Source organism: Peribacillus saganii (genome assembly GCF_003429095.1).
Taxonomy (GTDB): domain Bacteria; phylum Bacillota; class Bacilli; order Bacillales; family DSM-1321; genus Peribacillus; species Peribacillus saganii.
This window is the reverse complement of the sequence record NZ_QVTE01000064.1, coordinates 1-26,455: the sequence shown is the minus strand read 5'-3', so window position 1 is coordinate 26,455 and position 26,455 is coordinate 1. Positions and strand designations below refer to the sequence as shown.

Genomic DNA, 26,455 nt, shown 5'->3' with positions numbered 1-26,455 from the left:
CCATTTAGCTGCATAATAAAAACTCTAACTTTAAGGGGTCACTACCGCAGCGATAATACTGGAGCCCTTTTATGTTTTATTATCTTCCTAAATAAGAATTTAGCATCCAGGCGTGTTTTTCATAGCTTTTTTTAATGCCGAGCAGCATGTCGCCTGTTCCTTCATCTCCCGCTTCTTCCGCAAGCCTGATGCCCTCTTCCAATTCTTTAGCGATTTTTTGGAAGTCACTGCTTAAACTTGAAACCATATCATCAGGAGTTTCAGAACCGGTCGCTTCTTCAATTGTTGTCAGGGTCAGAAATTCCTTCACAGTTGCCACAGGTTTCTCACCAATGGCAAGCAAACGCTCAGCAACTTCATCTAAGTGAGCAGTCGTCTCATTATAGAGTTCTTCAAACTTCACATGAAGCTCAAAAAAACGCGGTCCGTTTACGAACCAATGATAATTATGTAGCTTTGTGTAAAGAACGCTGAAATTTGCTATTTCCTGATTCACTAAGTCGACTAATTGTTTTGACATAGTAATAACCTCCCATTCAGTTTATATTTTCCCATTTCCCATTTCTTAAAACATAACTGCTTACAAAAATGTTTGTAAAAGTTATAAACTAACAAAATCTCCCTGGAAGTGTTAAAATCACAATAGCTATACTATTTTGGGATGTGATAAAAATGATGACCGTAATGATAATTTCAATCATTATCGTGCTGATTGTTTTGCTCTTATCAGTACTTACCATTGGCAAAGCATATAAATTCGAGCATACTGTGGATAAAATTGATGCGCCACCATCTGATATATCAAATGACACGCAACCTGGAGAAAAATAATTAAGAAAAGCGGAAGTTCCCTGGTCAGAGGAAGAACAGCTAATGTCACCATGTGTTCACATGCCGCTGTGTATAGTCCGATGTATCGCTGCCGATGAATTCCTTGTCCTTGGACAACGACGTTCTGAAAAAAAATATAACTAAGTACAGAAGTCTAGCTCGCCCGCACGATTATCTTATTAAAAAAGCGTTCCAACTAGGAACACTTTTTTTTCGTTAGTCGAAGAAATATTAGAGCTGACTATGGGCCAGGAATCCTTACTGTACAGGACGTTCATAGTCCCACATGCTTTCTGTTTTATGCAAAAACTTTATGAAGGTCTTCTTTGGTATGAGTCAGCCAATAGTTCATCAGCTTCTTGGCACCTTCAAGGTCATGAAGCTTTGCCTGCCCGCACTGTGTTTCGTTGGCTGCGGGAATATCCACAACTTGAACGGCATCTTTCATTGTATCTTCTAAAACATCGATAATTTCGGTAACAGTGGGCTCACCACTGACAACTAAATAGAAGCCTGTCTGGCAGCCCATTGGAGAAATATCAATAATATCAAAATGGTCATATTTTTCTGAGTGCTTGCGAATGTTGAATGCCAGCAAATGCTCCAGCGTATGGATAGCATCCGGCTTCATTGCCTGCCTATTCGGCTGGAAAAAGCGGATATCGAATTTATTAACAACACCATCTGTTCCTACTTTGTGAACACCACAATGTCTGACAAACGGAGCTTTTACGGCATTATGATCTAATTCAAAGCTTTCTACTGAAGGCATACTATCACTCCTTAAATTATTACTGCACTCTATTTTAACGCTAATTACGATATATTTCATCCTTTTATAAAAATATCCCCATTAAAGCTCTTATTTAAAGATATCATATCGAAGCAAAAAATTGCTTCGAAAGGATCGCTTATGTAAGATAGGAATAATGGTGAAGATTAAAATTTTCATAAATAAAGGAGGCATTTTTTATGCTTCAAAAAATATTTATTAGTATAATCCGCTTCTATCAGCTTGCCATTTCCCCTCTTAAACCGCCGACCTGCCGTTTTTATCCGACTTGTTCACACTATGGTATAGAAGCCATTAAGAGGTTTGGTCCACTAAAAGGAAGCTGGCTAACATTGAAAAGAATTGTTAAATGCCAGCCTTTTCATCCAGGCGGCATTGATCCTGTACCTGAGAAAAGTCATAAATAATATGCTGTTACCAATATAAATCCTTTATGTTTCACTTGCTTTACTGGCTTACCCATTGTATGATATTTATTGGTTAAATCGTAATGATTTCGGATTGTTATTATTTTTAAATCGTAATGATTTTGATTCATATTTATTATCATTAGAAAGTATGCATACTACAAGGAGCGGAGAACTATGAAAATCAGATTGCTAATTGCAACATTCCTTACAGCCGCCGTTTTTTTAACAGGCTGTGGTACTGATCAACAAAAGCAGAAGGAAAACCCTTCATCAAGTGAGGGAAAGATGCAAGTCTACACAACAGTCTATCCTCTGCAGGATTTTACCGAGAAGATTGGCGGCAAATATGTTAATGTTCAAACAATATATCCCCCTGGATCAGACGAACATACCTTTGAACCGTCTCAAAAAGATATTATCAAAATGGCTGAAGCTGACATGTTTCTCTATATCGGACATAACCTGGAGGGATTTGTAAATAAGGCAAAGCCTATCCTGGAGGAAGAAGGAGTCACGATGCTGGCGGTTGGTGAAAAGCTAAATATTGAAGCTGCGGAAGAAGCCCACGAGCACAGCCATAATGATTCTGAAGAAGAACATGTTGAAGAAGGTCATTCTGAAGAAAAACATGCTGAAGAAGAACATGCTCAAGAAAGCCATGAAGGACACAATGATGAGGAAAATGGGGATCAAGACCATGCTCAGCACGCAAGCGATGATGGCCACAGCCATGGCGATTTTGATCCACATGTCTGGATAGATCCTGTGTATTCCATTGAAATGGCAAGAATTATAACTGAGCAATTAAGCAAAGAATATCCAGAACAAGCATCTTACTTTGCTGGGAATTTTGACAAGTTGGCAACCCAATTGGATGAGCTGCATCATCGCTTTGAAAAAACAATCTCATCTGCAGAAAAGAACCAAATTATCGTATCCCATGCAGCATATGGATATTGGGAACAACGTTATGGTTTGGAACAAATAAGCATTTCCGGCCTGTCCTCAACCAGTGAACCATCACAAAAACAGCTGCAGGAAGTCGTTCAAACGGCCAAAAAAAATGACATTCAATATGTAATCTTTGAGCAAAACATCAGTTCCAAGCTTACAGAGATCATTCAAAAGGAAATTGGAGCAAAACCCTTGAAGCTTCATAACCTGTCTGTACTCACTGAAAAGGAACAGGATTCAGAGGAAGATTATTTCAGCCTGATGGAAAAAAATCTGGAAACACTCGATAAAGCCTTAAATTAAGAAAAGCGCAAGCGCCCTGTTATAGAGGAAGAACGGCGTCCCCACATCCTGTGGCAACGCTGTTCTGATCCACATCCTGTGGGCCTCCGACAAGCATAAGACAAGCGCTGACCGAAGGCGCTTTTTGCTTCCGAAGTAATTGGCTTATTCGAGGCCGACTAAAAACGCCACGTCCTGTGGCGACGTCGGCACTAGCACGTCGTGTGCGTCGGGGCTTTATTTTACTCCGTAAAAAAGTTGCTTTATTTTTACTCCGTAAAAAAAAGTTGCTGGGAGCTGGAGCTAGACATCTGTCCATGTGGAGACAATTTTACTTTCTTACATTTAAGACAAGAGGAAACCTGTTTTAAACCGGGCTTCCTCTTTTTCTGTTGAATTAATCCTACTTTTTCAGTGGTTTACATGTTTATTCCTTATCTCCAGCGCTTTCTTTAAGAGGTCATGTCCAATCTGCTTTTCAAACTCCGGATAAATAAACTCCATTTCTTTCATCCACTGTTTCTTTTCTTCTTCTGACAATTTATAAATGTTTATATCAGAGGTATTGCGGATTTGATCCAGCTGCTTTTGGTTTAGCTCCTGGGAAGCAGACCACAGCCAGCTGGAAGTTTCATCCATTGCTTTCGAAACCCTCACTTGAATATCCTGCGGAAGCTGATCCCAGAATTGCTTGTTAACAACTACTGCATAGCCCAGATACCCATGGTCACTGATCGTTAAATGTTTTTGAACCTGGTAGAGCTTCTTTGAATTGATGTTGGAAATAGTATTTTCCTGGCTGTTTAAATTATTGCCCTCCAAATTACGAAATGTGTCATTAAACCCCAGCACAGAGGTTGAAGCCCCAAATTGTTCAAACTGCCTCTCAAGAACCTTACTTGGCATAATCCTGAATAGCTTGCCGTTAAAATCCGCCGGTGTCCGTATAGGGGTATTACTGGTAATTTGCTTAAAATTATTCGGCCAATACGCAAGCCCTTTCAATTGATCCTTTTCCAGCTTCTTAAGCAGTTCATCTCCTACTTCGCCAGTTAACGATTCCTCAAGCGCTGCATAGCTTGGGAAGATGTAGGGCAAATCAAGCAGCTGCCATTCAGGAGCCACGTCTGTTAGCTTCGAAGTAGCCGGGGCAATCATTTGCACCTCGTTCTTCCTAAGAGCTTCCAGTTCATTCTTATCGCTGAACAAAGTCTCATTTGGATAGACCTCAACTCTGACACGATGGTTTGTATATTCGTCAACCAGCCTTGCGAACCTTATCGCTGCAAGACCCTTTGGCGTATTTTCCGCCACTACATGGCTGAACTTTATTACAATCTGGTCATTCATTCCCTGTTGTTCATAATCAAAGGCAAGCTCTTTATTGGAGGAGTAAGACTGGTAGCCAATTATTGCAGCCAGTACAATCCCCAGCACCCCCAGCAAAAAAAACCCCCAGAATAACCTCACTGCTAACAACCCCTTGTAAACTAAAGCAATTATAAAACTATTGTATCACAGCAATTTTTTCATGTTAAAATTATTATAGAACTATCGGAGGCAAACAATATGAAACTTTCCCACACCCCGATTCAACTAAAGATTACAATGCTCACCTTTGGAATTGTCACCTTTTCTATCTTAATCGGCGGAATGATGATTCTCGGCAATATTGTATCTGTAAAAGAAGAGGAATCCGGAAAACGGACCATGATAACCGCCCATACCGTTGCAGAGCTACCTGTAGTACAGGAAATGGTCCAAAAGCCTAATGGATGGCATGCTTTAAATAAAATAATAGAAAACATCCGTTTTATCCATAATGCTGATTATATTGTCGTTTTAAATCAAGACCGCATTCGCTATTCCCATCCGGTTTATTCGAAACTGGGAACAGTTTCCCACAGCAAGGATGAAAGCGCTGCTTTTGCGGAGCATGTATATCTGTCAAAAGCAAAAGGGGAAATGGGTGTCTCGGTTAGGGCTTTCGTTCCCATCCTGAATGAAAAGAAGGAACAGGTGGGAGTTGTGATAGTAGGGAATATTTTGCCAACCATAAAAGATCTAGTTCTGGAATCACGAACTGACATAGCACTATTGCTGCTGCTGACGCTATCTTTTGGAGCAATTGGCTCATGGCTGCTGGCCCACCATATTAAAAAAGAAACATTTCAGCTTGAACCCCATGAGATATCAAGGATGCTGGTTGAAAGAACTGAAGCATTCAATGCTATGCATGAAGGTGTCATTGCGATTGATAATCAAGAACACATTACTGTATTTAATGAAAAAGCAAAACAGATGCTGGGTATTAGCGGCAATGTGATTGGCAGGAAGATCCGGGAAGTCATTAATGATACCCGCCTTCCGGAAGTGCTGTACTTCACGAAGCCAGTTTACAATCAGGAAATTCAAGTTCAGTACAAGAACATCTTATCCAATCGTGTTCCTATTATCGTTGCTGGTGACACCATCGGTGCAGTTGCAATTTTCCAGGACCGTACAGAGGTTACAAAACTGGCTGAAGAACTTACGGGAGTCAAAGCATTTGTGGAAGCCCTGCGAGTCCAGAATCATGAGCATATGAACAAACTCCATACCATTGCAGGTTTAATTCAACTGGGCAACCTGGACAAAGCTCTCCAATATGTATTTAAAACGACGGAAGAGCAGGAAGATTTGTCGAGGTTTCTAAGTAAGCATATTCACCATGAAAGCTTAGCTGGTCTGCTTTTAAGCAAGGTAACTCGAGGCAAGGAGCTTGGAATCGAACTGATCATTGATAAAAATTCCCGACTGGAACGGTTTCCCGATGATTTAGATCACCATGATTTTGTATTGATATTAGGAAACTTAATTGAAAACTCCTTTGCAGCCTTAATGAATTCAAATGAACAAAAGAAACAGGTGTATCTCTGCATACGCCATGACGAAACAGCCTGCCAAATCGTCCACGAAGATAACGGTCCAGGGATTCCTGATTCGATTCAGGAACAAATTTTTCAATATGGCTTTACGACAAAAGGAAATGACGGATCAGGCATCGGTTTATATTTAATTTCACAAATAGTTGAGAAGGCACATGGAACTCTGTCCGTAGAATCCAAACCTAATGAGGGCACAGCTTTTTATTTGTCTTTCCCTATGAAAAAAGTCCAAGGAGGGATAACGCATGGATGATAACTTGATAAACGTGCTGCTGATTGAAGATGACCCGATGGTGCAGGAAGTTAACAGGCAGTTTATTGAACGACTTGAAAATTTCCGGATCATTGCGACAGCATCAAATGGAGAGGACGGAATCAATAAGATTAAAACGCTATCCCCCGACCTTGTAATTTTGGACGTTTTCATGCCATTAAAAGATGGGATTACAACTCTATATGAAATCAGGAAAGAACAACTCGATGTAGATGTAATTGTCGTTTCTGCGGCAAATGACCAGCAAACAATAAGAAAGATGATCCAATACGGGGCTTTCGACTATATCATTAAACCATTCAAATTCGAAAGACTGAAGCAGATTCTTGAAAAGTATTACCTGTTTAGGACCAAAATCTCACTGGATAAACTCATGTCCCAAAATCAGCTGGATCAAGTGCGCTTCCAAGCTGGAAATTCTGCTGTCTTTATAGAAAAAGGGGTACAGGAAACATTGCCAAAGGGATTGAACGAAGCAACCTTAAAGCAAATTTTTGACTTCCTTACAAAACAGGTTCATGCACTCTCGGCTGAAGAAGTGGCAGACGGTGTCGGAATCGCCAGAGTGACGGCAAGACGGTATCTAGATTATCTAAGAGAAACCGGGGCAGTGGAACTTGACATGCAATATGGCGGCATCGGTCGTCCTGTCAATAAGTATATATTGAAGTATAACCGATGAGGGGCTTTAACGGCATTCAGGCTTCTTACCGGCCTTTGTTTTCATTAGCCTGGTAAGCTCTTCATCACAAAAATTAGTAATTTCTTTAATTACAATGGCTGGCATTCCTCTTTCAATTAAAATCTCCGCTATAAGATAAGGTTTTTCAGTACCATTCATATAGATTCCCTGCCTTACTTATAAGATTTTTTTATCCTTAGCTGCATTATATCGGAAATGGCAGGAAATAAAAAATTGTCAAATGCCTATTTTTCCGAAAAATTTCTCTTCCAAAAAGGGTTTTCCTCCTATTAAAATGGCATTTTGGGGAAAGTCGTTCCCTCAAATATGTTTTTTAGATGTGAAAATAATTAGGGCCCTGCATTCGCAGCAGGGCTAACCGTAATTCCTTAAAGTTTATTTTCCAATATTTCCTTCAATTCTCTCCGCAGCAGCTTATTGGAAGAATTACGCGGCAATTCGCTGCAAAACAGAATTTTCTTTGGCACCTTATATGATGCCAAAAGTTCACGGCAGTGGGCAATGGCATCTGCCTCCGAAAGAGCTGCTCCAGGTTTTAACACAACAAATGCAACGGGAACCTTCCCCCACTTTTCATCTTCCATTCCTGTAACACCTGCTTCAAATATAGCAGGATGCTTAGCAAGCACTGCCTCAATCTCAGCAGGATATACATTTTCTCCCCCAGAAATTATTAAGTCGGAACGCCTGTCGATAACATACAAAAAGCCTTCCTCATCCAGGTATCCAATATCTCCTGTAAAGAGCCAGCCATTTCTAATTGCTTGAACAGTTTCTTCCTTCCTGTTTAAATAGCCAGGGGTTACATTCGGTCCTGCAACGGCAATTTCACCTGCTTCACCCGGAACGGCTTCTCTGCCTTCTACTTCAATTTTAAGCTGAGAAGGAAATAATGGTTTTCCTGCCGATCCAATTTTATTTATGCTATATTCCGGAGCCAGGGTTACAATTTGCGAAGAAGTTTCGGTCATGCCATAGGTTTGATATACTGGAATACCCCTTTGAATACACTCTTCAAGTAAATGAAGCGGTGCGGGACCACCACCCAGCAGCATACAGCGGAAGCTCTCAGGATAATTCTCATCTTGCAGCTCTGCTATCATCCTGTTTAGCATGGCTGTTACTACAGACACAATCGTCACGCTTCGTTCCTTAATAGCCTGATTTACTTCCTTCTCTTTAAAGCTTTCCAACAGTATTACTCTTATCCCATAAATAACGTTCCTCATCAGGATTGAAAAGCCGCTAATATGGAAAATAGGTACTGAGCACAGCCAGCAATCCTCTTCCCTTAAGCCCAAATTTAACACTGAGCCAACAGCGCTCCACCAGTGGTTCCCATAGGTTTGGATGACTCCCTTTGGTTTTCCGCTTGTCCCCGAAGTATACATAATGGTAGCCGTATCCTGTAAGGAAAATTCATCTAACGCTTGGAAATTTGGGACCTTTTCCAATCTGTTTAACTCTTCCTTGAAGAAAACAGGAACATTAGGAATCTTCTCTCCTAACTCTTCTGCTTTTAAAGTAAAGGCTGCTTCTGTAAGAATCCATCCTGGCTGAGCATCCCTGATTTGCCATATTAGTTCTTTGTTAGTTAGGCGACTGTTGAGCATAACAATCTCTAAACCCACATAAAAGCACGCATGAATGATGATTACACTGTCAGGATGGCTTCCTATCAGCAGGGCAACCCTGTCTCCTTTTTTCATACCCTGGCCGGAAAGCCTACCTGCTGTTTCTAACACCCGCAGATGGAGGTCTATAAACGTATAGGCCTTATCCTCAAATTCTAAAGCAATCCGGTCAGGAGTTACATCTGCTCTTCTTTTAAGCCAATTCGGTAACTTTTCCTGATTAAAATTCATAAAACCGCTCCAATCACCAATTATAAGAAAACAGCTTAACGCGCGGTGTCGTCAAGCTGTTTTGCAATCGTATAAAATTAACATCTTTCTGCTGAAGCAGATATGGACAGCCTACCAAAAATGGCAAACTAAACTGTTTAGCTTCCAGACAGATTACTCATAGCTTCATCATGGAAAACGAGGAAATTGTCCAAAGTCAGGCTTGCGCTTTTCCTTAAAAGCATCACGGCCTTCCTTTGCTTCATCCGTTGTATAATAAAGAAGAGTAGCATCTCCAGCAAATTGCTGTATTCCGGCAAGGCCATCTGTATCAGCATTAAAGGCTGCCTTCAAGAAGCGGAGGGCTGTAGGGCTTTTCTCCAGCATTTCCTCACACCATTTCACAGTTTCTTCTTCCAGCTGGTCAAGAGGAACAACTGTATTAACCAGCCCCATATCCAATGCTTCCTGTGCGCTGTATTGACGGCACAAATACCAGATTTCACGTGCTTTCTTGTGTCCTACAATGCGTGCTAGATATCCGGATCCATACCCTGCGTCAAAGCTTCCTACCTTAGGACCAGTCTGTCCAAATACTGCATTGTCCGCAGCGATTGTTAAATCACAAACAATATGCAGCACATGTCCTCCTCCGATTGCATATCCAGCTACCATGGCTACGACCGGTTTAGGGATAACACGGATTAGGCGCTGTAAATCCAGGACATTTAGCCGTGGGATTTCATCCTCTCCTACATAACCGCCATGCCCGCGTACACTTTGGTCACCACCGGAGCAAAATGCCCGGCCGCCTTCACCTGTAAGGATGATAACACCAACGCTTGCATCATCCCTTGCTCTTGAGAATGCATCAATCAATTCCATTACCGTCTTCGGACGAAATGCATTATGTACTTGAGGGCGATTAATGGAGATTCTTGCAATTCCATTGTAATTCTGATAAAGAATGTCTTCGTATTCGCGTACAGTTGACCATTCAATTGCCATGTTTTCTCCTCCTTATGTGTTTCGATAAAAACTCACTTATTATTTTACCAAACTTTTCGGGTTCTTCCACATGTAACGCATGTCCGGCACCCTTAAAAATTTGCAACTCACAGTAAGGCAATACTTCTTTCATCGCGTAACCGATATCAGAAAACTTTTTATCGGCTTCCCCTGTTATCAGCAAAACAGGCTTGTCGAGTTCTTTCAGCTGACTCCACCACGAAGGCTGGCTTCCCGTTCCCATTCCAAGGAGGCTGTTTGATAAGCCAGTAACCGAGTTCTCAAGCCTGCCTGATCTTATTGACTTTCTCTTATTTATAGGCAAAATCTTTTGCGATGAAAACAACGGAGTGTTTTCCCAATAATCCACAAAAGCTTCAAGACCATCCTTTTTAATTCTTTCCGCCAGTTTACTGTCTTGAAGTTTTCTGGCCTCCCTCTCCTCCGCGGTTCTCAAACCGGGGGAAGTACTTTCCAGAATCAGTGTTTTTACTTTTTCCGGATAAATACAGGCAAAGGTAAGCCCCAGCCTGCCTCCCATTGAGTACCCTAATAGATGCACGGATTTATGCCCAAGGTACTCTATGATATTCCACAAATCCTCTGCAGATTTTTCAATCTGATAGCGCTCAGCATCCTCCGGGGATTCCGTACCCCCATGACCAATGCTATCAACCAATATCAGCTGAAAGTGCTGACTGGTTTCACCGATCAAAAAATCCCAGGTTGAGGACGAACCGGTAAAGCCGTGAAGCATCAGCAGCGGCTCTCCCTCCCCATGAACATTAACCGCATAAGCGACACCATTACTGATTATTTTCATTTTTTTCCTCGATTAATACGTTTATTATTTCCTGGGAAACATAATTCCACAAATCTCGATGTTTTTGTACATTGCTTTCACGATCTGTAGGAACTTCAATAACCTTCAGTCCATCTAAACGAAATGATTTTTCCAGATGGACCCTGAAATTTTCCCAGGTTTCAGCCTTTGAATAAGCTCCTCCGTATAGTTCAACCGCATGGGAAAAATCAAGGCCGTGCGGCGTTCCAAACAGAACTTCAAAATGTTCTTTTTCAGCGTACTGAGGCAGAAATGAAAAAATACCCCCGCCATCGTTATTAACCAGTAAAATCGTTAGATTTAGTTTTTGCAGTCTGGCAGCAAGCAGGCCGTTCATATCATGAAAAAAGCTTAGGTCGCCTAGAACCAGCACTGTAGGCCTGAAAACAGTGCTAACACCCAAGGCGGTAGAGACAATTCCATCAATTCCGTTCACACCGCGGTTTGCAAAAATTTTGATTTCTTTTTTATTTTTAGTAAAAAAGGTATCTAAATCCCTGATCGGCATGCTATTGCTAACAAACAAGGCCGTGTTCTCAGGCAGATAATCCTGCAGCAAGGAAAACAACTTTCCTTCATTTAATTCTGCATCATCACGTACTGTCCGCAGGGCAGACACTGTCTTATTGTTTATTGTTTTCCACAGATTAGTCCATCCGTGTAAACTATTTTGATTCATTCGGGATGTCATCTCTGTACAAAATAGCGTCTCATCACAATAGATCATATGTGGGGCTATGCCTGCAGGCTCTCTCCAGCCAGCTCCACTATCCACAATAAAATGGCGGATTCCGGATTGTCGCTTCAAAAATTGGGTCAAGGCCTTCGATACAGGCATCGCACCAAACCTGATAACAACATCTGGATTCAGCTGTCCTGCAACTTGTTCAAATCTGAGAAACGTATCGTAGCTATCAATAATAAGATCGTTGTTACAGCTGCTGCTCCTCAGCTGGGACAGGGGGTCCGCCAATATCGGAAAACCAGTCTTTTCAGCCAACGCAACAACTGCTTCGCGGAATCCCGCTATATTAATATCGCCACAAACAATCATCCCTCTTTCGGAAGCGGAGAGAAGGTCAGCGATCCTGTCAAATTGTGGTTGGGATAGTGATAAAAAACCACTTTGGACAGTATTGTCCGTTTGGTTCTCCCTGCGTCCATTTCCGAAAAACCCAGGCTGTTTTAATAGAGGAACAAGTGGTTCCCTCAGCGGGAAATTAAGATGCACAGGTCCTGCCGGGGCATTTGATGCTGTCGCAGCAGCCCTCGCACAAACATTTCGGGCATAGGTTACCATGTTCTTGCTGCTTTCCGGCAAAGCCATTTCTGCAAACCATTTTACATGCTTTCCATATAAATGGATTTGATCAATCGCCTGCGGTGCTCCTACATCCCTAAGCTCATGCGGCCTGTCCGCTGTAAGAACAACTAGCGGCACACGCGAATAATATGCTTCAATTATCGCGGGGTAAAAGTTGGCAGCAGCCGTTCCAGATGTACATAGAATAGCTACCGGCTTTCCGAGTCCCTTTGCCATTCCTAGTGCGAAAAAAGCGGCAGACCGTTCATCCACGTTGATATGCACCTGGATATCAGGATGTTCAGCAAGCAAAAGGGCCAGCGGCGTAGACCGCGAACCCGGGCACACAACAACATGTTCAATTAGATTCATAGCAAGCTCATCAACAAAGGCCGAAAGATACGCGGTCATTGTTTCCCGTTCACTCATTTCCAAGCCCCCCTAATGCGCTTAACATTGGTTTGAATTTTATCATCGTCTCTTGGTATTCGCTTTCGGGATTGGAGTGTTCCACGATTCCACAACCAGCAAACAAGGAAGCATTCTTGCCCTGAATCAGAGCGGAACGAATTCCAACCGCGAATTCTCCGTTTCCATATCCATCCGTCCAGCCAATTGGCGCAGCATAAAAACCTCGCTCAAGCAATTCGGTTTCCCGAATTATCACCATTGCTTTATCCTTTGGCAAACCGCCCAGCGCCGGTGTCGGATGAAGCTTTTCAATCATCTTAAAAATGGTCGCTTCCTTTTTTCCGAAGCCTGAAACGGGTGTGTATAAGTGCTGAATATGCCGCATCTTTAAAAGAAGTGGCTTTTCAGGAACAGAAATCTCATCACAAATAGAGCCCAATGCCCCAGCAATCATGGATACCACGTACTGGTGCTCCAGTAGATTCTTTTCATCGGTTAATAATTCTTCTCCAAGCTGAGCATCTTCCTCATTTGTCTTTCCACGGATAATTGAACCAGCAAGACAAGTTGAAAAGACTTCATTTCCTGTTTTCTTTACCAAACGTTCTGGAGTTGCTCCCAGGAAGCAGTCACTTCCTGATTCCAGACAAAAAATAAAGCTTTCTGGCTGTTCCTCCATTAGGGTCTTTATGATAACCTCTGAGCTTGCTGATTCTGATAAGGTTAACCTCATTTCCCTTGCAAGAACAACTTTATCAAGCTCGGTTGATTTGATTTCCTTGATCGAATTTGCGACGGCCCGCTTCCATTGCTCCGCCTCTACTTCCTCCGCACCAGTTATTTCTGGACAAGCACTAAAACCTGTCTCCCAATTCTCCTTGAGAAGCAGTTCGCGTTCATGAAGTAGTTTTATATATAAATCAACCCGGTCTTCAGGTGAACAAATGACGTTTGAAGTTAAATATGTTTCACCATTGATGACACTGACCATATATTTTGGAAGATAAAATAAGTTATCGCCAAATTGATCCCAAAGAGCGGAAGAACTCTTTTCGGGATCAAACGAAAAGCCGCCAAACAATAGTGGTCCAGTTGCAGCAATATCAAGAATGCCGCATTTAACGCCATCTTGCATAAGCTCTTTCCACTCATTTTCCATATTCTCATAACGGGAGCTATCAGGGTTTACTTGGATTTTCTCGATCTTCCCTGCACCCGCTATCGTTATTTCTTTATTGGGATCCTGCCAGAAAAAGCGCTCCCCCGAATACATGTCTTTACCAGCATGATAAAAAGTTAGGGGGGCAATTGGAGCGATTTTTAATACTTCACTGAACAGTATCTTTTTGTTTATTTTTTTAGCTTTTTGCAGGGCTTTATTCCACCCCTCTGCAAGCTCAGTTTCATATGAAATAGCCAAAAAAAATCCCCCCTTATTTTGCAAACTAATATCCCGTTTTAAGCCTATTTAAAGATACACCCCGTTTTGGATGTATGTCAATCTTTGCGGGTTATTTCTCTATTGATTTTACCCCTTCATTTCCTTATTATATATCATGCACATTATTATCTCGGTTTTCCCCTGTTTCTGGTATTATAACATCCAAAAAGTCATTGACACCCGGGGAGTGTTTTTCTAAACTTAATAATGTTAAGTTTTTATATTTCCCTGGCTTTTATAAGTACTTGCGCCACTTTTGTTCCCGGGAAAAAATCCAATTCAAGGGAGATAGTATATGCAATCTCATTTTGATATAAATTCGGCTTCGCTGGCTGGCAACAATAAAAGGGGCTGGAAAGTCTGGTATCAGCTTTTGCGCCCTCATACCCTGACGGCAGGATTTGTTCCTGTACTGATTGGGACAGCCCTTGCGTTGCAGTCTTATAATATCCACCTTTTTTTATTCCTTGCCATGCTCTTTGCCAGCCTGCTGATCCAGGCGGCCACAAACATGTTCAATGAGTATTACGACTTTAAGCGCGGCCTTGATAATGAAAATTCTGTTGGAATTGGCGGGGCAATCGTTCGTGAAGGAGTTACCCCAAAAACAGTTATGACATTGGCCCTTTCTTTTTATGGAACGGCCCTTCTGCTTGGTGTCTATATTTGTATGCAGACATCCTGGTGGCTTGCATTAATTGGTGCCATTTGTATGACCGTTGGTTATTTTTATACAGGCGGACCTGTTCCGATCGCCTACACTCCTTTTGGTGAATTAATGGCCGGATTTTTTATGGGTGTGCTGATTATCCTGATTTCCTTCTATATTCAAACAGGCTTTGTTTCCAGCACTGCTGTCTTAGTTTCGATACCGATTGCCATTCTGGTAGGAACAATCCTGCTCGCCAACAATATCAGGGACCTAGATGGAGACAAGGAAAACGGCAGAAAAACATTGGCTATCCTTTTTGGACATGATAAAGCGATATGCTTGCTCGCAGGAATGTTCATCGTCTCTTACTTGTGGGTGGTTGGAATGGTAGTAGCTGGCCTAGTATCCCCTTTCCTGTTAATCGTATTTTTAAGTATTCCTAAAGCAGTTAAGGCTATTAAAGGCTTTATTGGAAAAACAATGCCAGTTCAAATGATGCCAGCCATGAAGGCTACTGCACAGACTAACACTGTATTTGGTTTTCTACTCTCAGTCGGCTTGTTTATCAGCTACTTCTTTTAACCTCGCTTAAACTGAAACAATATGTTCTCAAAAAACCTTGCCATTAAAAATGGTGAGGTTTTTTTCATTTGTAGAGCTGCACGGGTGTGGCACTGGCGGTTTTTTCTTGTTTCTCTGTTTCCTTTTGCGGGTATTGATACAGCATAACCACAAATGCAAGTGATGTGATAAAAAAAGCGAAAGCCCTCCTGAAAGAAGAGGAGAGCGTCACCACGTCCTCACAAAGCTGACGCTTTATTTCGTGCGTGTATGCCGCCGAAACATTCCTTGACCTGCGGAGACGTCGGCACTAGCATATCCTTGCGCCGGGGCTTTACTTTTACTCCGGGTAAAGATTTTATAACCTATATATAGGAAAAGAGGGGAAAACCATGCTAACACAAGAGGAGATCCAAACAATAAAAAGAGAATTGCTTTCGCAAAAGGAAGAATCGAAAATGGTGAAACACGAGCGCCAATTTGATGAAAAGGAAACAGATTCAGTGGGGGAACTGACCTCTGTAGACAACCATCCGGCCGACCTTGGTACAGAACTTGCGGAAAGGGAAATAGACGCAGCTTTATATAACCATGCTGGAAGTGAGCTTGATAAAATCCAGATCGCTCTCGAAGCAATTGAGGAAGGTTCTTACGGTAAATGCAGGGAGTGCGGCAAGGCTATCCCATTTGAACGTCTCGAGATTATCCCAACCACGTTATATTGTGTCGATCATACCCCTGAGCGTAACATTGCTTCAGACAGGCCCGTCGAGGAAGACGTTCTGGAGCCGCCACACCTTGACTCCTTTGAGCGCAGAAGAAATCCGCAAGTCAATGATAGTAAAGATAGTTTTGCTGAGGTTGCCCGTTATGGAACCTCTGAAACCCCGTCAGACTATGCTGCCGATCTGGATAGCTATAATAATATTTACAATAAGGATGAAGATGAAAACCATAATGGCTATACGGAATCAATAGAAAGCTTTATCGGAAATGATATAAAAGGCAACGGCCGCAGTATGTATCCATCAGAGCGCAAGGAAAAATATAAACAAGAACTGGATGATAAAAATCTAGAAGCCCCATTTGGAAATATACCATATAAGAAATCTGATGGTTATGTTGATAAAAAAAATAACTAAAAAACATGCCCTCTTTTCAACGGAAAAGAGGGTATGTTCCCTTCCTTATGCTCCGCAAGACGAATTCAATTTTCTCCCTTGCGTTCCGTATTGGTATTTCTCGCATTTGGCCAGTTTTGATCTCTTTATGACTTAATTTGAACTCTCCTTCTTTTTTTACATCCATCTCTTCCTTAATCAGGCTTTACCTCCTTAACGCCAGCTATCCTTTATTTTTATATCAGGCAAAAAAATAAACCCTTTCCAGAATTTATGGAATTCATAAATTAAGTAAGAGTTTGCATTTGAAAAACATTTCATTTAATGTAGCATTTTTACCTTATCAATGTTCCAGATTTCCTCAGCATATTCCTGAATCGTCCGATCACTTGTAAAGTAGCCTGATTGGGCTATATTAATAATGCTCATCTTCATCCAGCGATCCCTGTCCAAGTAGGCTTCTGCTACTTTCTCATGGGCATCGGCATACGAAGCAAAATCCCTAAGGACAAAATACTGATCATTTTCAGCCAGCAAAGAGTCATGAATAGCTTCAAACTGTCCAAAGGAATTAGGGAAGAATCCATTTACCAGCTGGTCAACAACTTGACGTATTCGTTTATCATGATGATAATACTCCCTCGCCCTGTAATCACCGTTCAGATAGTAGCGCATCACCTCTTCAGCCTTAAGTCCGAAAATAAACATATTCTCATCCCCGACCCGCTCCAGTATTTCTACATTGGCACCATCTAAAGTGCCGAGGGTAATCGCACCGTTCATCATGAACTTCATATTTCCGGTACCTGAAGCCTCTTTACCTGCTGTTGATATCTGCTCACTTACATCTGCAGCAGGGAATATCTGTTCCGCAAGGGACACGCGATAATTTTCCAAAAAGACTACCTGAACATATTTGTTCACCTTTGGATCTTTATTAACTAATTCCGCCGTTGAGTTAATAAGTTTAATAATCTTTTTTGCGTAATAATACCCTGGAGATGCCTTTGCTCCAAAGATAAACGTTCTTGGATATGGCTGAAAGCTGCTATCCTCCTTAATCCTGTTGTACAAATAGATTATATGAAATACATTAAGCAGCTGCCTTTTATAAGCATGCAAACGTTTGACCTGCACATCGAAAATGGAATCCAGATTAAGCTTTATTCCCGATTGTTGTTCAATCCGTTTAGCCAGTGCCTGCTTTTTTTGCTGCTTAATCCACATTAGCTTAGCAGCAAATGAATGGTCATCCCGAAAAGCCTCCAGCTCACTTAGTAAAATTGGATTTTTAATCCAATCATCACCAATGGATTCATTAATCAGCTGTGTTAGTTCTGGATTGGACTTAAGCAGCCATCTGCGGTGTGTGATCCCATTTGTTTTATTGTTAAACTTCTCGGGAAAAACCTCATAGAATTGCTTCATTTCCCTGGTTTTTAATATTTCTGTGTGAAGTGCCGCCACTCCGTTTACACTAAAGCTGCCGGCTATAGCAATATGTGCCATTTTAACTTGGTCATGTGCTATAACCGCCATGTCCTCAATGCGGCGCCAATCCCCTGGATATTGTTCCCATAGATGCCGGCAAAACCGTTCGTTAATCTCTTCAACAATCAGGTAAATCCTCGGCAAAAGCGGTTTAAAAATCCGGATTGGCCACTTTTCAAGCGCTTCCGACAGAGTGGTATGATTTGTATAGGATATCGTTCGGACGGTAATATCCCAGGCCTCCTCCCACCCCAGCTTTTCTTCATCCATTAATATCCGCATTAGTTCAGGAATGGCAAGGACAGGGTGAGTATCATTGATATGTATCCCAATTTTTTCAGGAAGATCCCCAATATGAGAAAACTTCTTTTTAAATGACCTTATTATGGAGTGCAGGCTTGCCGAAACAAGGAAATACTGCTGTTTTAGACGAAGTATCTTGCCTTCATCATGAGTATCATCTGGATATAGAAACTCTGTAATAGTTTCAGTTTCTTTTTTATACTGGAGCACATCACTATGAATCGGAAATGGTGAAGGTTCTGCACTCCAAAGCCTTAACGTATTGACTGTTTCAGTGTTATATCCGACAACAGGCATATCATATGGGACGGCCATTACATTTTCGGCTTCAACATGGCGAAAATTAAGCCGGCCATTTTCCATATATGATTCTACTTTTCCCCAGAAAGGAACCTCCACAGCTAAATCCGACTTTCTAACTTCCCAGACATGGCCGTACCGGAGCCATTGTTCTGGAAGCTCAACTTGAAAGCCATCCACGATCTTTTGTTCAAATAAACCATGCTTATAGCGGATACCGCTTCCGTGACCTGGAAGATTAAGAGCGGCTAATGAATCAAGGAAACAAGCAGCCAGCCGGCCCAGGCCGCCATTGCCCAGCCCAGCATCCGCTTCTACTTCTTCAATTTCCGCCAAAGAAATCCCCAGCTCTTCTAGCCCATCTTTTGCAACCCCTGTTATTCCGAGATTCAATAGATTGCTGGAAAGCAGCCTTCCAAGCAAAAATTCTATCGAGAAATAATAGATTTGCTTTGTTTTAGAAGAGCGGTATAATTCATTTGTTCTAATCCAATTCTCGCTTATATGTTCCCTTACCATCTGGCCCAGAGTCTGAAACCGGTCTTCATTGGAGGTTTCCTCGAAGCTTTTTCCGTATGTCATTTCCAGCTTTTTAATAAAAGATTGTTTAAATTCTTCTTTATTAGAAAACATGGCTCTCACTCCTGCTTCCCAGGTCAGCATACAGGGAATTGTATTTAAAAGCACTTTGTGCCCAGCTATTATCCTGTTCCATTGCCCTTTTCACAAGCGTTTTCCAGACGTTTTTATTATGATAAAAGTGAATCGCCCTCTGAATCGTGAAAAGCATATCATGAGCATTAAAATTCGTGAATGAAAATCCGTTTCCTTTCCCCGTATCTTCACGGAAAGACATGACCGTATCATTCAGACCGCCCGTCTCCCTCACAACCGGAATTGCTCCATACCGCATGGCAATAAGTTGTCCCAAGCCGCAAGGTTCAAATTGTGAAGGCATTAAAAACAGGTCCGCCCCTGCGTATATTTGGTGAGCCAACCTTTCATCAAATCCAATCTGCACTCTTAACTTCTGATGGTAATGCGTAGCCATCTCTCGAAAGAAATCCTCAAATTCCCTATCCCCTGTCCCAAGGACAATCATCTGAATGTCTTCCTGCATGATTTCGTGGAATACGGCTTTAACAAGATCAAGACCTTTCTGCTTCGTTAATCGGGTCACCATTGCAAACAGAGGTTTATCAGCCTCTTGCGGAAGAGCAAAATGTTTTTGAATAGCCGCTTTATTCTTTGCTTTTCCTGCTGGCTTTAGGGAATTAAAGTTAGCCGCTATGAATGAGTCTTTTTCCGGGTTGTACACTTCATCATCAATGCCATTAAGAATCCCCATAAGGTCACGCTCGCGATATCTAAGGAGGCTATCCAGCTTCTCCCCGAAATAAGGGGTTTGTATTTCTGCCGTATAAGTAGGGCTGACTGTTGTGATAAAATCTGCAGCGACAAGCGCTGCCTTCATGAAGTTGACATTACCATAAAACTCCAGCTGTTCCGGATGGAAGTAATAGTCGCTTACACCGAGTACCTCTCCAAGGATTTCACGCGGAAAAACACCTTGAAATTGAAGGTTATGAATTGTAAATACATTTTTAATATGGCCATATCCAGCGCGCTGTTGGTATTCTGTTTTATATAAAAACGGTATCATGCCTGTATGCCAATCATGACAGTGCAGGACATCAGGAATAAAATCAACTTTTTCAAGCATTTCAAGCACAGCCCTGCAAAAATAGGAGAACCGCTCTCCGTCGTCATAATGCCCGTACAGGTTGCTGCCTCTTTTAAAATAATATTCATTATCGACAAAATAGTAGATCACGCCATCACGCTCAAGAACTTCTATACCGCAAAACTGTGTTCTCCATCCAACCTGTACCATATATTCTGCCTTTTTTTTCATTTCAGTGCGGAATTTTTCAGAGATGGTGCCATATTTAGGCATTACTACCCTGACATCAGTCCCTTGTTTTCTCAGTTCTTTTGGCAGTGAACCTGCTACATCTGCCAGTCCTCCTGATTTCTCAAAGGGAACGCATTCTGAAACGACAAACAAAACCTTCACGACTGCATCAACTCTCCCTGCACGACACCCTTTTTTATTACAATCGGATTTGTATATGCTTCTGAGATAAGCACAGTATTATCCGTAATTTTCACATCTTTATCAAGAATTACCGAATCAAGCTGGCAGTTTTCCCCTATAACTGACTTTTGCATGATTATACAATTTTTTATAATGGTACCTTTTCCAATTTTAACTGACCTGGAAATGATACTATTTTCCACATGTCCTTCAATAACACATCCGTTTGCAATCATGGAGTTCTTTACAGTAGCACCCTTTTTATAATTGGTTGGCGGCTCATCCTTTACTTTTGTAAAGATCGGATTATCCTTCCGGAATAAATCATGCCATTTGCTTTGGTTCAATAGCTCCATACTTGATTTAAAATACTTTTCAATGGAATCTATTTGTGCGGCATAGCCTGTATATTCATAGCTGCAGAATGTATACCTGGCATCCCCGCTATCAATAACGTCTTTGAGGCTGCGATAACCTGTAGTATCTTTATTTTCTATGAGATCAATAAGCAGATCCTTTTTCAATAAATAAATTTCCAGCGGCTCACCCATCTGATGAACCTCTGTGATATCACACCCATTTTTAATATGTCTATCCAGGATGGCTTTAAAATCCATATTCAACACGGAATAACAGTTAGCGACCAAAGCATATTCTTCCGTGCTTCTGTAAAAATAACTCATATGGCTTTCGAAATGGTGGAAGGAGCCAATTAATTCTTCAGGCATATCCAGGACTGGGGCCGGAAAAAAGAACAGCCCATCTCTCTTGCGATTTAAATCCCAATTCCTTCCTGACCCTAGATGATCCATTAGAGACCGGTAATTGTGCTTCGGGAATACCGCTACACTTGAGATGCCTGAATTAACCATGCTAGAAAGTACGAAATCGATTAATCGGTACCTCCCGCCAAACGGAAGTGCGGCAAGTGTCCTGTGTTGTATTAAATCCTTAAGCGGTTCATAAAAGGTTGTCGCATCGATTACTCCAAGCATCCTCTTATTATTCATAATTATCTTCCTCTCCAAGATTATCTGCTTTGACTGGTTGTTACATACCATTATTCATTTCCTGGCACAATTCCTCTGATCCTAATACGATTTTTTCCTTGCCTTCTTCCGGCCGGATAATCGTTCCTGATGGAACCCTGGAGTTAGGAGGAATGATAGCCCGTTCAATGATGACATTATCCTCGATGACAGCATCTGACATGATAACTGACTCGGATATTCTTGAGTTTTGTCCGACTGTAACACCCTGGAAAAGGACTGACTTCTCAACACTTCCTTCCACCATGCAGCCTTCATTAATCAGCGATTCCTCAACTTGTGCATAAGGGGCAATATATTGAGGAGGCTGATTTGGATTCACCGAATAGATTCTCCAGGAATGGTCAAATAAATCAAGTTCACATTTCTCATCCAATAGGTCCATGTTAGCTTCCCATAGGCTTTCAACCGTTCCTACATCCTTCCAATAGCCTTTAAATGGATAGGCAATCAGTTTCTTTTGATCTTTCAAAAGCATCGGGATAATATCCTTTCCAAAATCCCTGCTTGAGTCTGGAATCAATGCATCTTTTTCAAGATATTCCCTTAGGACCTCCCATTTAAAAATATAGATCCCCATTGATGCCAAGTTGCTTTTTGGCTGCTTCGGCTTTTCATCAAATTCAATTACTTCCTGTTTGTCATTGGTGTTCATGATTCCAAACCGGCTTGCTTCATACCATGGAACCTCAATGACTGAAATCGTGACATCAGCTCCCCTTTCTTCATGGAAATTTAGCATTAAATCGTAGTCCATTTTATAAATATGGTCACCTGATAGAATCAGAACATATTCTGGGTTATATCGTTCAATATAATTCAAATTTTGATAAATGGCGCTTGCAGTCCCTGTATACCACTTAACCTCAGAAGACTCTGCATAAGGAGGAAGCACGGTAACGCCACCATTTTTCCGGTCCAGGTCCCATGCGCTGCCGATTCCGATATAAGTATTAAGAACAAGCGGCTGATATTGAGTCAGTACACCCACAGTATCAATTCCTGAATTCGTACAGTTACTCAATGTAAAATCAATAATTCTATATTTCCCTCCAAAAGGTACTGCTGGCTTAGCCAGGTTTTTCGTTAAAGAATTAAGCCTGCTCCCCTTTCCTCCCGCCAATAACATTGCTACGCATTTTGTTTTCACCATTTTGCTTTTGCTCCCTTCTTTTTTGGACTGGCCGGAGAATTGAAATTCCGTATGGCGGTACATTCATTGAGATATAAAAAGGGTTTCCATGAAAGAATCCTGTATGGCTCTTCAAAACCTTTTTATTTGTATGTCCGCTTCCACCATAAACTTCCCGGTCTGAATTTAGTACTTCTCTATATTCCCTGTTCTCTGGAACCCCAACTTTATAATCGCTGTATGAATGATTCCTGAAATTACATACAATAATAAGGAAATCTTCTTCTTTTGTTCCTTTTCGGATGAAAGATAAGACTGATTGCTCATTATTATTAACATCAATCCATTGAAAACCGGAAGGGTCGTTATCTAATTCATATAAAGCTTTAGAACGCTTATAAAAAAATAACAATTCTTTAGTGTATGCATCCATTTTTTGATGCATGCCATATTCAAACAAATTCCAGTCCAGCTGCTCCTTATCCTTCCATTCTGCGAATTGGCCAAACTCCCCTCCCATAAACAGAAGCTTCTTCCCGGGATGGGCAATCATATATCCATAAAGAAGCCGGAGCTGCGAAAATTTTTCCTCATAGTGGCCTGGCATTTTATCCAGCAAAGATCTTTTGCCATGCACCACTTCATCATGTGAAAAAGGAAGCACAAACTTTTCTGAAAAAGCATACATTAATGAAAATGTGAGTTTATGGTGAAGATTTGAACGCAATTCCGGAGATGCTTCCATGTATTTCAGCACATCATTCATCCAGCCCATATTCCATTTATAATCAAAACCAAGCCCACCATATTCTGTCTGAGTAGTGACATTTGGCCAGTCAGTTGAGTCTTCGGCCATCATTAAAAAATGAGGGTTGTACTTCTTCACTGCTCCATTGAGCTTCTTCAAAAATGAGATTGCAAATGGATTCTCACCTTTTTCATCACCGCCCGGCCAATAAATGATATTGGCTACGGCATCAACCCGAAACCCGTCGATATGATAATGCTCAATCCAAAATCGGGCATTTGATATTAAAAAACTCTGTACCTCTGTCTTGCCAAGGTCAAAATTGGCCGTTCCCCAAACCAGATTTTCCCGATCTCTTTGGTCGCGGTATTCATAAACAGGCTCTCCATCCAACATATATAGCCCATGTGCATCCTTACAGAAATGGCCTGGAACCCAATCGAGAATAACACCAATACCGCTTTGATGGCACCGGTCTACAAAATACATAAAGTCTTGCGGAGTGCCATAACGGCTTGTAGGAGCAAAATAGCCTGTTCCTTGGTAACCCCATGAGAGGTCAAATGGATGTTCAATAAGAGGCAGGATTTCGATATACGTAAATCCCCGTTCCTTAACGTATGGAATAATCTCATCCGCCATCTCCCGGTAGGAGTAAAGACTGCCATCTTGTTTGATCTTCCATGAACCGAAGTGCATCTCATAAATAGCCATTGGGTTAGAGAACGAGTCAGTCTTCTTTTTCCGTTGCCATTGCTTTTCCTGCCATTCATATCCTTCTATGGAATGAACAATGGACGCTGTATTTGGCCGTACTTCTGCATAGAACGCATAGGGATCCGCTTTGAGTAATATTCTTCCATCCCCAGTTTCTATTTCATACTTATACAAAGCACCAGAGGCATTAAAAGGAACAGATATAAACCAAATCCCTTCATCATTAATGCGCATTAAGTCATATCCCTCTGCATCCCAGTTGTTGAAACTCCCGGCCAGCCTTACTTTTCTGGCATGCGGAGCCCAGATACAGAACCTCGTATGAACCGTTCCTCCCTGTTCAACTAAGTGGCTGCCAAATAATTTGTAAGCTTCGTTTAGGTTCCCTTCATGGAAAAGATGTATTTCATAATCTGTAGGAAAACCTTTTTCCAATGTGTTCACTCCCTGTATCTACCTTATCTGATAAGTTTCTCTTCTAAATGATTCTCGATTTTTATTTTTATTCCTGTTAGAATCTTAATAATTTTCTTTTACTTTATTCGACAAACTTTTCAATTATTTTTCAAATATATCATGATAAAGCCAGGTCATTCCTCCTATATAGAATTATATTTGTATAGGAATACACTTAATAAAAGCTATATAAGTAAAATAAAAAGAAGAAATTAATTACAAAGAAAAACAGACGAAGATTCTACTATTCCCTAGCATATTTATATACCCCTATGTGTCATAGAATTAAACATAATAAAAAAAAAGTATTGAGTGATTTCTGAGAAATTCTGCAGATTTCATACGGGACTTTTGGCATACGTATTAGCATCTGAAAAAATATTACAATAACATTATTTAATAATAAAAAAAGAACGCAAAAAAAAAGACCGTATACATAACGTATACGGTCTTTTTTAAGAATGACCCCTACGGGATTCGAACCCGTGTTACCGCCGTGAAAGGGCGGTGTCTTAACCGCTTGACCAAGGGGCCAGCTGGCGGAGAAGGAGGGATTTGAACCCTCGCGCCGGTTACCCGACCTACACCCTTAGCAGGGGCGCCTCTTCAGCCTCTTGAGTACTTCCCCAAATGGCTCCGCAGGTAGGACTCGAACCTACGACCGTTCGGTTAACAGCCGAATGCTCTACCACTGAGCTACTGCGGAACAATTTTATATGGTGGGCCTAAATGGACTCGAACCATCGACCTCACGCTTATCAGGCGTGCGCTCTAACCAGCTGAGCTATAGGCCCATTTAATTGTTTGGAGCGGGTGATGGGAATCGAACCCACGACATCAGCTTGGAAGGCTGAGGTTTTACCATTAAACTACACCCGCATATAAATCATGGGGCGACTGATGGGAATCGAACCCACGAATGTCGGAACCACAATCCGATGCGTTAACCACTTCGCCACAATCGCCAAATATGTTGATTTTTAAGATGGTGGCTTGGGACGGAATCGAACCGCCGACACAAGGATTTTCAGTCCTTTGCTCTACCGACTGAGCTACCAAGCCAAAATGGCGGTCCCGACGGGAATCGAACCCGCGATCTCCTGCGTGACAGGCAGGCATGTTAACCGCTACACCACGGGACCACTGATTGCGGGGACAGGATTTGAACCTGCGACCTTCGGGTTATGAGCCCGACGAGCTACCAGACTGCTCCACCCCGCGATGATAAAATATATAAAATATGGAGGAGGTAGAGGGATTCGAACCCCCGCGAGCTGTTACGCCCCTGTCGGTTTTCAAGACCGATCCCTTCAGCCGGACTTGGGTATACCTCCGTATAATAATGGTGGACCTTGTAGGACTCGAACCTACGACCGGACGGTTATGAGCCGTCTGCTCTAACCAGCTGAGCTAAAGGTCCATTGTTGAATTTCTAAAATTTTATTCAGTTGATACAACTGTCCCCATCTCAGTGAGCTAATTAAGCAGCATCTCGATAAATACAACCCGAAGTATTCGCTGAAGCCTCGCTGGCTGCTCTAATCAGATGAACTAAGGGCCATGTATTTTATGGTAGCGGCGGAGGGAGTCGAACCCACGACCTCACGGGTATGAACCGTACGCTCTAGCCAGCTGAGCTACACCGCCATGAAATACAATAAATTTATTTATTGGTGGAGCCTAGCGGGATCGAACCGCTGACCTCCTGCGTGCAAGGCAGGCGCTCTCCCAGCTGAGCTAAGGCCCCAAAAACACGGATGGTCGGGAAGACAGGATTCGAACCTGCGACCCCTTGGTCCCAA

21 protein-coding genes and 13 tRNA genes are annotated in these 26,455 nt (G+C 41.8%); 7 read left to right on the top strand and 27 right to left on the bottom strand.

Annotated features, from left to right (window positions below):
• Positions 1-79: 79 nt before the first annotated feature.
• The gene (locus D0469_RS19590) at positions 80-520 is read right to left on the bottom strand and encodes a Dps family protein (protein WP_117328407.1); all 441 of its coding nucleotides are present in this window, start codon (positions 518-520) and stop codon (positions 80-82) included.
• Positions 521-672: 152 nt separating this feature from the next.
• On the opposite strand from D0469_RS19590, the gene ytzI reads away from it, so the two are divergent.
• Positions 673-831 (top strand): YtzI protein, encoded by a 159-nt coding sequence (gene ytzI / locus D0469_RS19585; RefSeq protein WP_117328406.1) that lies wholly within the window; start codon positions 673-675, stop codon positions 829-831.
• Positions 832-1,129: 298 nt separating this feature from the next.
• Here the strand turns inward: ytzI and D0469_RS19580 are convergent, their stop codons facing one another.
• A complete protein-coding gene (locus tag D0469_RS19580) occupies positions 1,130-1,603 on the bottom strand; it encodes an S-ribosylhomocysteine lyase (protein ID WP_117328405.1) in 474 nt (157 codons plus the stop codon).
• Positions 1,604-1,803: 200 nt separating this feature from the next.
• Here D0469_RS19580 and yidD point away from each other — a divergent pair, with 200 nt between their 5' ends.
• A complete protein-coding gene (gene yidD, locus D0469_RS19575) occupies positions 1,804-2,031 on the top strand; it encodes a membrane protein insertion efficiency factor YidD (protein WP_117328404.1) in 228 nt (75 codons plus the stop codon).
• A 177-nt stretch (positions 2,032-2,208) separates the two neighbouring features.
• Positions 2,209-3,291, top strand: coding sequence for a metal ABC transporter solute-binding protein, Zn/Mn family (locus D0469_RS19570; protein WP_117328403.1), 1,083 nt, complete (start codon positions 2,209-2,211; stop codon positions 3,289-3,291).
• A gap of 390 nt (positions 3,292-3,681) precedes the next feature.
• Here D0469_RS19570 and D0469_RS19565 read toward each other — a convergent pair whose 3' ends face one another.
• Positions 3,682-4,740 carry a DctP family TRAP transporter solute-binding subunit gene (locus tag D0469_RS19565; protein WP_117328402.1) on the bottom strand — a complete coding sequence of 353 codons (1,059 nt, stop codon included), beginning with the start codon at positions 4,738-4,740 and terminating at the stop codon, positions 3,682-3,684.
• A 99-nt stretch (positions 4,741-4,839) separates the two neighbouring features.
• On the opposite strand from D0469_RS19565, the gene D0469_RS19560 reads away from it, so the two are divergent.
• Positions 4,840-6,450 (top strand): ATP-binding protein, encoded by a 1,611-nt coding sequence (locus D0469_RS19560; protein WP_117328401.1) that lies wholly within the window; start codon positions 4,840-4,842, stop codon positions 6,448-6,450.
• Positions 6,443-7,153: a response regulator gene (locus tag D0469_RS19555; RefSeq protein ID WP_117328400.1), complete on the top strand. Its 711-nt coding sequence runs from the start codon at positions 6,443-6,445 to the stop codon at positions 7,151-7,153. Before D0469_RS19560 ends, D0469_RS19555 begins: the two co-directional genes overlap by 8 nt.
• Before the next feature lie 6 nt (positions 7,154-7,159).
• On the opposite strand, the gene D0469_RS21265 is transcribed toward D0469_RS19555, so the two are convergent.
• The 6 genes from D0469_RS21265 to D0469_RS19530 form a co-directional block, all read right to left on the bottom strand.
• Positions 7,160-7,312, bottom strand: a complete 153-nt coding sequence (locus tag D0469_RS21265; protein WP_158553601.1) for a hypothetical protein — start codon at positions 7,310-7,312, stop codon at positions 7,160-7,162.
• Between the two features lie 230 nt (positions 7,313-7,542).
• Complete coding sequence (locus D0469_RS19550) at positions 7,543-9,039, bottom strand: o-succinylbenzoate--CoA ligase (protein WP_117328399.1); 1,497 nt, start codon at positions 9,037-9,039, stop codon at positions 7,543-7,545.
• A 168-nt stretch (positions 9,040-9,207) separates the two neighbouring features.
• Positions 9,208-10,026, bottom strand: a complete 819-nt coding sequence (menB, locus tag D0469_RS19545; RefSeq protein WP_117328398.1) for a 1,4-dihydroxy-2-naphthoyl-CoA synthase — start codon at positions 10,024-10,026, stop codon at positions 9,208-9,210.
• Complete coding sequence (gene menH, locus D0469_RS19540) at positions 10,016-10,849, bottom strand: 2-succinyl-6-hydroxy-2,4-cyclohexadiene-1-carboxylate synthase (protein ID WP_117328397.1); 834 nt, start codon at positions 10,847-10,849, stop codon at positions 10,016-10,018. The genes menB and menH overlap by 11 nt, the downstream gene beginning before the upstream one ends.
• Positions 10,833-12,602, bottom strand: a complete 1,770-nt coding sequence (gene menD, locus D0469_RS19535; RefSeq protein WP_117328396.1) for a 2-succinyl-5-enolpyruvyl-6-hydroxy-3-cyclohexene-1-carboxylic-acid synthase — start codon at positions 12,600-12,602, stop codon at positions 10,833-10,835. Before menD ends, menH begins: the two co-directional genes overlap by 17 nt.
• A complete protein-coding gene (locus tag D0469_RS19530) occupies positions 12,595-14,004 on the bottom strand; it encodes an isochorismate synthase (protein WP_117328395.1) in 1,410 nt (469 codons plus the stop codon). The genes menD and D0469_RS19530 overlap by 8 nt, the downstream gene beginning before the upstream one ends.
• Before the next feature lie 316 nt (positions 14,005-14,320).
• On the opposite strand from D0469_RS19530, the gene D0469_RS19525 reads away from it, so the two are divergent.
• Both D0469_RS19525 and D0469_RS19520 read left to right on the top strand, forming a co-directional pair.
• Entirely contained in the window at positions 14,321-15,259 is a 939-nt protein-coding gene (locus D0469_RS19525; RefSeq protein ID WP_117328394.1) for a 1,4-dihydroxy-2-naphthoate polyprenyltransferase, read from the top strand.
• A gap of 371 nt (positions 15,260-15,630) precedes the next feature.
• Positions 15,631-16,380: a TraR/DksA C4-type zinc finger protein gene (locus D0469_RS19520; protein WP_117328393.1), complete on the top strand. Its 750-nt coding sequence runs from the start codon at positions 15,631-15,633 to the stop codon at positions 16,378-16,380.
• 300 nt (positions 16,381-16,680) lie between these two features.
• On the opposite strand, the gene D0469_RS19515 is transcribed toward D0469_RS19520, so the two are convergent.
• The 18 genes from D0469_RS19515 to D0469_RS19430 form a co-directional block, all read right to left on the bottom strand.
• Positions 16,681-19,086: a glycogen/starch/alpha-glucan phosphorylase gene (locus D0469_RS19515; RefSeq protein WP_117328392.1), complete on the bottom strand. Its 2,406-nt coding sequence runs from the start codon at positions 19,084-19,086 to the stop codon at positions 16,681-16,683.
• Entirely contained in the window at positions 19,076-20,530 is a 1,455-nt protein-coding gene (glgA, locus tag D0469_RS19510; protein ID WP_117328391.1) for a glycogen synthase GlgA, read from the bottom strand. Before glgA ends, D0469_RS19515 begins: the two co-directional genes overlap by 11 nt.
• Positions 20,527-21,561, bottom strand: a complete 1,035-nt coding sequence (locus D0469_RS19505; RefSeq protein WP_117328390.1) for a GlgC family sugar phosphate nucleotidyltransferase — start codon at positions 21,559-21,561, stop codon at positions 20,527-20,529. The genes glgA and D0469_RS19505 overlap by 4 nt, the downstream gene beginning before the upstream one ends.
• A gap of 40 nt (positions 21,562-21,601) precedes the next feature.
• The gene (locus D0469_RS19500; protein ID WP_117328389.1) at positions 21,602-22,753 is read right to left on the bottom strand and encodes a glucose-1-phosphate adenylyltransferase; all 1,152 of its coding nucleotides are present in this window, start codon (positions 22,751-22,753) and stop codon (positions 21,602-21,604) included.
• Positions 22,695-24,632 carry a 1,4-alpha-glucan branching enzyme gene (glgB, locus tag D0469_RS19495; RefSeq protein ID WP_199478589.1) on the bottom strand — a complete coding sequence of 646 codons (1,938 nt, stop codon included), beginning with the start codon at positions 24,630-24,632 and terminating at the stop codon, positions 22,695-22,697. Before glgB ends, D0469_RS19500 begins: the two co-directional genes overlap by 59 nt.
• Positions 24,633-25,115: 483 nt before the next feature.
• Positions 25,116-25,187, bottom strand: a tRNA-Glu gene (locus D0469_RS19490).
• A 3-nt stretch (positions 25,188-25,190) separates the two neighbouring features.
• Positions 25,191-25,281 (bottom strand) — tRNA-Ser (locus D0469_RS19485).
• Positions 25,282-25,284: 3 nt separating this feature from the next.
• Positions 25,285-25,359: transfer RNA gene (locus D0469_RS19480), tRNA-Asn, on the bottom strand.
• A gap of 11 nt (positions 25,360-25,370) precedes the next feature.
• Positions 25,371-25,447, bottom strand: a tRNA-Ile gene (locus D0469_RS19475).
• An 11-nt stretch (positions 25,448-25,458) separates the two neighbouring features.
• Positions 25,459-25,532: transfer RNA gene (locus D0469_RS19470), tRNA-Gly, on the bottom strand.
• A gap of 10 nt (positions 25,533-25,542) precedes the next feature.
• Positions 25,543-25,618, bottom strand: a tRNA-His gene (locus D0469_RS19465).
• A 21-nt stretch (positions 25,619-25,639) separates the two neighbouring features.
• Positions 25,640-25,715, bottom strand: a tRNA-Phe gene (locus D0469_RS19460).
• A gap of 4 nt (positions 25,716-25,719) precedes the next feature.
• Positions 25,720-25,795 (bottom strand) — tRNA-Asp (locus tag D0469_RS19455).
• Between the two features lie 5 nt (positions 25,796-25,800).
• Positions 25,801-25,874: transfer RNA gene (locus D0469_RS19450), tRNA-Met, on the bottom strand.
• A 20-nt stretch (positions 25,875-25,894) separates the two neighbouring features.
• A tRNA-Ser gene (locus D0469_RS19445) sits at positions 25,895-25,987 on the bottom strand.
• A 9-nt stretch (positions 25,988-25,996) separates the two neighbouring features.
• Positions 25,997-26,073, bottom strand: a tRNA-Ile gene (locus D0469_RS19440).
• A 150-nt stretch (positions 26,074-26,223) separates the two neighbouring features.
• Positions 26,224-26,300 (bottom strand) — tRNA-Met (locus D0469_RS19435).
• A gap of 24 nt (positions 26,301-26,324) precedes the next feature.
• Positions 26,325-26,400, bottom strand: a tRNA-Ala gene (locus D0469_RS19430).
• Between the last annotated feature and the right edge of the window lie 55 nt (positions 26,401-26,455).

Bases quoted from the DNA above. Each gene is read 5' to 3' on its own strand.
- D0469_RS19555 (WP_117328400.1), top strand. From the start codon at position 6,443: ATGGATGATAACTTGATAAACGTGCTGCTGATTGAAGATGACCCGATG.
- D0469_RS19580 (WP_117328405.1), bottom strand. From the start codon at position 1,603: ATGCCTTCAGTAGAAAGCTTTGAATTAGATCATAATGCCGTAAAAGCT.
- D0469_RS19570 (WP_117328403.1), top strand. From the start codon at position 2,209: ATGAAAATCAGATTGCTAATTGCAACATTCCTTACAGCCGCCGTTTTT.
- D0469_RS21265 (WP_158553601.1), bottom strand. From the start codon at position 7,312: ATGAATGGTACTGAAAAACCTTATCTTATAGCGGAGATTTTAATTGAA.
- ytzI (WP_117328406.1), top strand. From the start codon at position 673: ATGATGACCGTAATGATAATTTCAATCATTATCGTGCTGATTGTTTTG.
- D0469_RS19560 (WP_117328401.1), top strand. From the start codon at position 4,840: ATGAAACTTTCCCACACCCCGATTCAACTAAAGATTACAATGCTCACC.
- yidD (WP_117328404.1), top strand. From the start codon at position 1,804: ATGCTTCAAAAAATATTTATTAGTATAATCCGCTTCTATCAGCTTGCC.
- menH (WP_117328397.1), bottom strand. From the start codon at position 10,849: ATGAAAATAATCAGTAATGGTGTCGCTTATGCGGTTAATGTTCATGGG.
- D0469_RS19515 (WP_117328392.1), bottom strand. From the start codon at position 19,086: ATGTTTTCTAATAAAGAAGAATTTAAACAATCTTTTATTAAAAAGCTG.
- D0469_RS19525 (WP_117328394.1), top strand. From the start codon at position 14,321: ATGCAATCTCATTTTGATATAAATTCGGCTTCGCTGGCTGGCAACAAT.
- D0469_RS19505 (WP_117328390.1), bottom strand. From the start codon at position 21,561: ATGAATAATAAGAGGATGCTTGGAGTAATCGATGCGACAACCTTTTAT.
- menB (WP_117328398.1), bottom strand. From the start codon at position 10,026: ATGGCAATTGAATGGTCAACTGTACGCGAATACGAAGACATTCTTTAT.
- D0469_RS19550 (WP_117328399.1), bottom strand. From the start codon at position 9,039: ATGAATTTTAATCAGGAAAAGTTACCGAATTGGCTTAAAAGAAGAGCA.
- D0469_RS19500 (WP_117328389.1), bottom strand. From the start codon at position 22,753: ATGGTGAAAACAAAATGCGTAGCAATGTTATTGGCGGGAGGAAAGGGG.
- D0469_RS19590 (WP_117328407.1), bottom strand. From the start codon at position 520: ATGTCAAAACAATTAGTCGACTTAGTGAATCAGGAAATAGCAAATTTC.
- menD (WP_117328396.1), bottom strand. From the start codon at position 12,602: ATGAGTGAACGGGAAACAATGACCGCGTATCTTTCGGCCTTTGTTGAT.
- D0469_RS19520 (WP_117328393.1), top strand. From the start codon at position 15,631: ATGCTAACACAAGAGGAGATCCAAACAATAAAAAGAGAATTGCTTTCG.